Below are 6,761 nucleotides of genomic sequence, written 5' to 3'. Positions count from 1 at the left end.
GCACCCGTTTGCCACTGGCATTGCTGCCCGTTCGACTTGCATGTATTAGGCCTGCCGCTAGCGTTCATCCTGAGCCAGGATCAAACTCTCCATCGTAAATAATTGTGTGCCAAGAAATCCTGGCACGTTGTCATTAGCCTTTTGTACTAACTTATTGATGTCAATATGTCAAAGAACTGGATCTCTTTCGAGATTGAGACCAACCGGTGTTGGTCTTATATGTTTGGGAGTGCAAAGGTACTCCGTTTATTACTGTTTGTCAAGAAAAAGTTGAAGAAAATTTAAAACTATTTTTTGTCAACTTTTTATATAACTCGCTGAAAATTAACGCTATGCGCTATAGAACAGCGTCCCTCATCGTGTTTGGGAGTGCAAAGGTATGAGTCTGTTTTAATGTTTGCAAGGTTTGTTTGGAAAAATTTCAAAAATTATTCTGCTTGCATAAACGGATACTTAAAATCTTGCGGAGCTATAAACGTTTCTTTAATTGTTCTCGCTGAAACCCAACGTAATAGGTTTAGTAAGGAACCTGCTTTATCATTCGTCCCAGATGCTCTACTACCTCCGAACGGTTGTTGACCAACTACTGCTCCGGTAGGTTTGTCGTTGATATAAAAGTTGCCTGCTGCGTTTTCCAGTGCTTTAGTAACTTTATTTATGACGTACCGATCTGCGGCAAATATAGATCCCGTGAGTGCGTAAGGCGACGTGCTATTTACAGTATGAAGGATAGTGTCGAACTCATTTGGGTCGTACACATATATAGACAAGACGGGGCCAAATATTTCTTCGCACATTGTACGGTATGCTGGATCATTAACCTGAAGGATTGTTGGTTCAACGAAGTATCCTTTTGTACCATCATAACCTCCTCCAGTTATTACTCTCACTTGGTCGCTTTGCTTTGCCTCATCTATGTAAGCTGTAATTTTTTTGAATGATCGTTCGTCGATTACAGCGTTCACGAAGTTTGAGAAATCCTCAACTCCTCCTGTTTTGATCTGGGCGGCATACTCTTTCAACTTTGCTTCGATAGCTTCCCAAAGCGAAGAAGGAATATACGCTCTGGAGGCTGCTGAACATTTTTGGCCTTGGTATTCGAAGGCACCCCGTATCAAAGCTGTTGCGACTTCGTCCACGTTAGCTGATTCGTGTACTAAAACAAAGTCTTTTCCTCCTGTTTCACCGACAATACGTGGGTATGATTTGTACTTACCTATGTTCACACCGATCTCTTTCCAGATTGTTTGGAACACACCCGTGCTTCCTGTAAAATGAATACCCGCGAAATCCGGGTGATTGAAAATTACGTTTCCTGCTTCTGGGCCGTCTACATATATCAGGTTAATTACCCCATCAGGTAAGCCAGCTTCTTGTAATATCTCCATTATTACGTTTGCTGATAGTACCTGCGTATAAGCTGGTTTCCAAACTACCGTATTTCCCATCAAGGCCGCTGATGTCGGAAGGTTACCGGCAATTGCTGTGAAATTGAACGGTGTCAGAGCAAATACAAATCCTTCGAGGGGCCGGTATTCTAACCGATTCCATACGCCCGGGGATGAATTGGGTTGTTGCCGATAAATTTCGGTTGCGTACTGTACATTGAATCGTAAAAAATCAATTAGTTCGCAGGCTGAATCAATCTCGGCTTGATACGCATTTTTCGATTGGCCAAGCATCGTAGCTGCGTTGATGCGGGCACGGTACGGTCCAGCAATAAGCTCGGCCGCTTTCAGGAATATACCTGCTCTATGCTCCCAAGATAAACTTGCCCATTGTTCTTTTGCGGCTAAGGCCGCTTCGATAGCTTGTTCTACATGCTGTGCATCACCCTCGCTAAAGTAACCCAAGGTATGCTGATGGTCATGAGGTGGCGCTACCCTTAGTTTACGATCAGTAAAAACTTTCTGATCGCCTATGTACATGGGAATGTCGATCTCCTGTGACCTGAGGTCGTCGATTGCTTCTTTAAGTGCTTCGCGTTCTGGAGAGCCAGGTCGGTACTCTTTTACGGGTTCATTAGCCGGAGTCGGTACGTTGAATATTCCAAAAGACATAATGAAGTGCTTAGTTTTTGCAAATTTACGCTTTGCTTGATTTATCCACTATTACACATAAGTTTTCCACATTTCGTTTCACTAATCCACGTTCATTGGACTGATTTGCCGTACTTTGTGATTTTACACTGACTAACTCTATGCGTTTTTATAGCACGAACAGTCCGCAGACAACAGTTACAATTGAGGAAGCTCTTTTTCATAGTATGCCAGCTGATAAAGGCTTGTATATGCCTACGCCTTTGCCTCAGTTAGGCGCTACGTTCTTTGAAGATATAGCTGGTCTTTCTTTGGCTGACATCGGTTTCGCAATTAGTGAGTCTTTGTTCAGAGAAGAGGTAAACAAGGTTGATTTAGAAGAGTTGATTCATCGTGCTCTGCCGTTTGATACGCCCGTAGTTGAACTGGAGGATGGTGTAACTAACGTATTAGAGCTATTTCATGGGCCTTCCCTTGCGTTTAAAGATGTTGGAGCTCGATATATGGCAGCTTTGATGTCCTACTTTTCTAGGCGTAATGATAGAGAGGTTAATATTTTAGTTGCTACATCCGGTGATACAGGCGGAGCCGTTGCAATGGGTTTTCACAATGTTCCGGGCGTACGGGTGAACATCTTATATCCTAGCGGGCGGGTAAGTGATTTGCAGGAAAAGCAGCTAACCACGCTGGGCGGTAACATTCAGGCGTTTGAAGTAGATGGTTCTTTTGATGATTGCCAGGCTATTGTAAAACAGGCATTTGTCGATAGCGAGCTTAATAAGAGTTTATCGTTGTCCTCCGCTAATTCAATCAACATTTTTCGGCTGATTCCCCAGGGTTTTTATTACGTGCGGGGTTACGGACAAGTACGTCATCATGGCAAACCTGTAGTTTTCAGTACGCCGAGTGGAAACTTTGGTAATTTAAGCGCTGGAGTGATGGTGCAAAAAATGGGCTTACCTGTTGAGCATTTTGTGGCTGCCACTAATCTAAATGATGTAGTACCAGCATTCCTTAAGAGCGGACTTTATACGCCGAAAGATTCCGTAGCGACAATCTCGAATGCGATGGATGTGGGCAGTCCCAGCAACTTTGTTCGGCTAGCTCACTTGTATGGGGATAACTACGATAAAATTGTTGATAACGTTTCAGGGTACTTTTTCGATGATGATCAAACTCGGGCTGGTATGAAGCAGCTGTTTGATCAATATGGGTACGTAGCATGTCCTCACACCGCCATTGGACTTATGGGTCTCCAGGCATATCAAGAGCAACATACTCAACCTTTCACCGGAATTGCTCTTGCTACTGCCCACCCGTCAAAATTTAAGCCGTTGGTAGAAGAGGTACTTAGCCAACCGGTTGAAGTACCCGACCGACTGGCCATTCTTGCGGATCGCTCTAAACAAAGCATACGAATTCCCGCTGAGTATTATGCATTTAAAGATTCGTTATTGCAGACGGTTTCATAGACTAATTGATTAAGAAAAACGGCTAAGAATTATATTCTTAGCCGTTTTTCTTAGTTTACCGTATCGCCCCGTAAGGCTCGGAATCGCTTTCTGGCCTCTGCTCCATAGATGCTTCCGGGATATTGGGTGAGCACTTTCTGGTATGCCTCCATGGCGGCTGATTTGTCCTTTAACCGTTCTTCAAACACTTTACCTTGTGTAAACAGAGCATCATCACCCAGAATATCGGTGGGATAAGTCGCCACAATTTTTTTCAAGTCTTCAAGTGCTTCAGCGTTTTTTCCTTGTTTCAGATACGTATTGGCTCGTAACCAGAGAACTTCATCTGCCAAACTGTGTTCAGCATACTTTGTCCACATCTGGTTCAACTTATCCACAGCTTCGTCTGTTTTGTTTTGAAACAGCAACAAGTCGATAGCAGCGTATTCCCGCATGGCTGCTTCGGTACTATCCATACCGGTATTGTCTATAATCAGCAGACTCAGCTGTTCTGCATCGTTCGCAATCTCGCGCGAGGTAGCCAGTTTCAAAACATCCAATATATCTTTAGAAACCGCAAAGTCTCCTTTGTAGTAATGGAGCTTAGCATTTTTCAACTTTGCTTCGTAGCCCAGCAATTCTTCTTTCTGCGACTTTTCAACTTGTGAATACAGTAAGGTCGATTCCCACGGTTCTCCTTTAAGCAGATAGATATCGCCTTTATCGAGTTTGCAGCGGTCCACAAAGTTTTTATCGGTCTTGCCCAAATCAATCGCCAAATCCAGTACGGTAAGCGCTGTGTCTTTGCTATCCAGGTAATTTCCGTAGAGATTAGCGGTACTACGTAATGCCTCTAGCGTTTTATTGTTCGTGCCTATCTCCTGAAGCATGCGTTGGTAATCGCCGATAAGCTTTCGGATTTCAAGTTTATCAACGGGGTACGTATTCTTCACCTGCTCCTCACGGGCATTTATGACCAGTCGGCGTGCAAATGGATATAGCTGTCCCTGTGGATACGTTGTAGTTATGTATTCAAAGGCTTCAGCTGCGGTTTTGTATTCTTTGTTATTCAGGGCCAACATACCAAGATCGTATACACGTCCGCCATTTAGCTTCAGGCGTTTGTCAGTAGCCTTTTCCTGAAGCAGCGCCCGGCTAAATTTTTGCTTTTGGACGAAATACCATATCAGCAGTTCATTATAGGCTAGCTCGTTTGGCTCCTGCTGTATTTTGCTGTAGAGCGCTTTCTCTACCAGCGGTTCGTCTTTTGTGTTGATATACCCCTGCAACGCAGCAAGTACAGCTTCTTTTTTATCGCTTTGCTTGCCAGTCAGTATAATCTCATCAATTGCTTTTTCGGTTTGTCCGGTCGACCGGTAGAGCGTCATTAAATCCTCACTGTAAGCCGCAGGATCTTTTCTGGTCTCTCGGGCCGTTTCGAGTGCGCGGATGGCCCAGCGGGCTTCTCCGGCTTCGTTGAAGGCTGATGCGAGCTTCTCTAGCTTGGCAGTCGAAGATTTACTGGATTGCAAGGCTGCGGTATACTGCGCTTTCGATTGAATTGTGTCTCCTTGTTGAGCGGCCAGTTGTCCGGTTAACAGTTCATAATACGGTCGATTGGATTCATCGCTCCGCTGCTGCTTTTTTAAAAACTTGAGTGCATCATCCGATTTGTTTACCCGCTGTAGGCTATACACATATTTTGACAGACGGCCCCAGGTCACTTCGGATTTGAGCAACTTGCTATATTCATTAGCGGCCTTTTCAAATTCGCCCGCCTTGTAATATTCATCAGCTAACGTAGCTGCGCCGACTTGCCCCCTAACCTGGTTACCCATAGTTAAGCACAACACCAAGACAATACACTTTAGCCTTATTAACATTTTATATATATCTTTTTTTAAAAGAAACGTTATTATAACCATTAGCTGTGTGGAAATGTGTATAAATAAGTTGTCCACTCTTGCCTTCTTACTGTGTGGATAATAATACGATTTTATCCACCCCTCTCTACTTACTTATCCACTCGCAATGCATTCATTTTAAAGTAAATAACATTTTATCCACAATTTGTGTGTCAGTTTGTTGTGGATTAGTGAATAAGTTTTATGCACGTATTATGTTGGGGAAATGGTGTGGAGCTGATCGTTGACATGTTGATGTTTTTCCACAATACTAGACCTTCAGATATCTGATGTGGATTACTCCTCATTTGATCCACAAGTTCTAGACGAGATGTAGACATGATTTCCACATGCAAGGCCGAGTTATTCACACACTTATCTACACAAAAATTTAACTTTTTTAATTTAGAATAGACCTTTAGATGGTGAGTGTAAGTAAGCTTGTGGATATATATATATATCGTACAACTATTGTGCCTTTTTAAAGAGATACGAAATACTGGAGTACTGGCCGCTTTGCCTAGCTTTCAGGTTCGATTGTAATCCGACTTGTACACTCTTCACATAATCTGTCTTGCCCGTTTGATATTTGGTACTCAGCATAGCTATGTAGAATGCATCAAACAGCATCGGCTTTCTATCTGCTAGTTTAAATCCATGCTTGTTGAATAAAGGCTGGATCGTTGACGGTGTAAAATGATGCAGATGCCTTGGCAGATCATAAGCGGCCCAATATTGTTGAAAATACATAGCATCATACGACGCAGAGTTCGGAACCGCAATCAGCAACGTACCATTTTCGGAGAGCAGCGAATACAACTTTGTTATAGCTTTCTCGATATCTGCTATGTGTTCCAGTACGTGCCATAGCGAAATGATATCGTAAGTATGTGCGTCATCAATATCCTCTAGGCTGGATTGAATCGGAACCTTCAGTTTATCGATTGCTTTTGTCCGAGCTTCCGGGTCTGGTTCCATACCCATTATTTGCCAGCCGCCATTCTTACAGGTTTCGAGAAAAGCGCCCGTTCCGCACCCCACATCCAGGATGCTTCCTTTTCCTTTGTTAAGCGTAGTGATGAGGTTGAGTTTAGAACGTAATGTATAATTACGAACAGTGCGATAAGCAGTACTGATCAGCCCCTTTCCTGAATCGTTATGGGAGATATATTGATCCGATTTATAATAGGTACCAATTGAGGCCGAGTCTGGTCTTGGATTCGTTAACCGAAAGCTACATTGCTGGCACTCCTGTATCACAAAATCATGCTGACTTACCAGATAATCTTTGCAGGTGAGAACGTTTTTAAATTGTGTGCCGCTACAAACGGGGCATTGTGTTACGGTTTCCAAAGTAGTTAATTTGC

General features: G+C 43.3%; 4 protein-coding genes and 1 rRNA gene. 1 reads left to right on the top strand and 4 read right to left on the bottom strand.

All coding sequences use genetic code 11. The annotated features are described in order from the left end of the window. A 16S ribosomal RNA gene (locus tag ACYVBJ_RS10625) occupies nucleotides 1-96 on the bottom strand; the annotation flags it as partial. Nucleotides 97-428: 332 nt separating this feature from the next. After that, nucleotides 429-2,060, bottom strand: a complete 1,632-nt coding sequence (gene pruA, locus ACYVBJ_RS10620; RefSeq protein ID WP_460982273.1) for an L-glutamate gamma-semialdehyde dehydrogenase — start codon at nucleotides 2,058-2,060, stop codon at nucleotides 429-431. Nucleotides 2,061-2,200: 140 nt separating this feature from the next. On the opposite strand from pruA, the gene thrC reads away from it, so the two are divergent. Continuing rightward, nucleotides 2,201-3,511 (top strand): threonine synthase, encoded by a 1,311-nt coding sequence (gene thrC, locus ACYVBJ_RS10615; protein ID WP_460982272.1) that lies wholly within the window; start codon nucleotides 2,201-2,203, stop codon nucleotides 3,509-3,511. 50 nt (nucleotides 3,512-3,561) lie between these two features. Here the strand turns inward: thrC and ACYVBJ_RS10610 are convergent, their stop codons facing one another. Both ACYVBJ_RS10610 and ACYVBJ_RS10605 read right to left on the bottom strand, forming a co-directional pair. Further along, nucleotides 3,562-5,328, bottom strand: coding sequence for a tetratricopeptide repeat protein (locus tag ACYVBJ_RS10610; RefSeq protein ID WP_460982271.1), 1,767 nt, complete (start codon nucleotides 5,326-5,328; stop codon nucleotides 3,562-3,564). 534 nt (nucleotides 5,329-5,862) lie between these two features. Continuing rightward, nucleotides 5,863-6,747, bottom strand: coding sequence for a class I SAM-dependent methyltransferase (locus ACYVBJ_RS10605; RefSeq protein WP_460982270.1), 885 nt, complete (start codon nucleotides 6,745-6,747; stop codon nucleotides 5,863-5,865). Nucleotides 6,748-6,761: the final 14 nt, after the last annotated feature.

This window comes from Spirosoma fluminis (assembly GCF_054778895.1).
The sequence above is the reverse complement of the archived record's forward strand: the minus strand, read 5'-3'. Positions and strand labels throughout refer to the sequence as shown.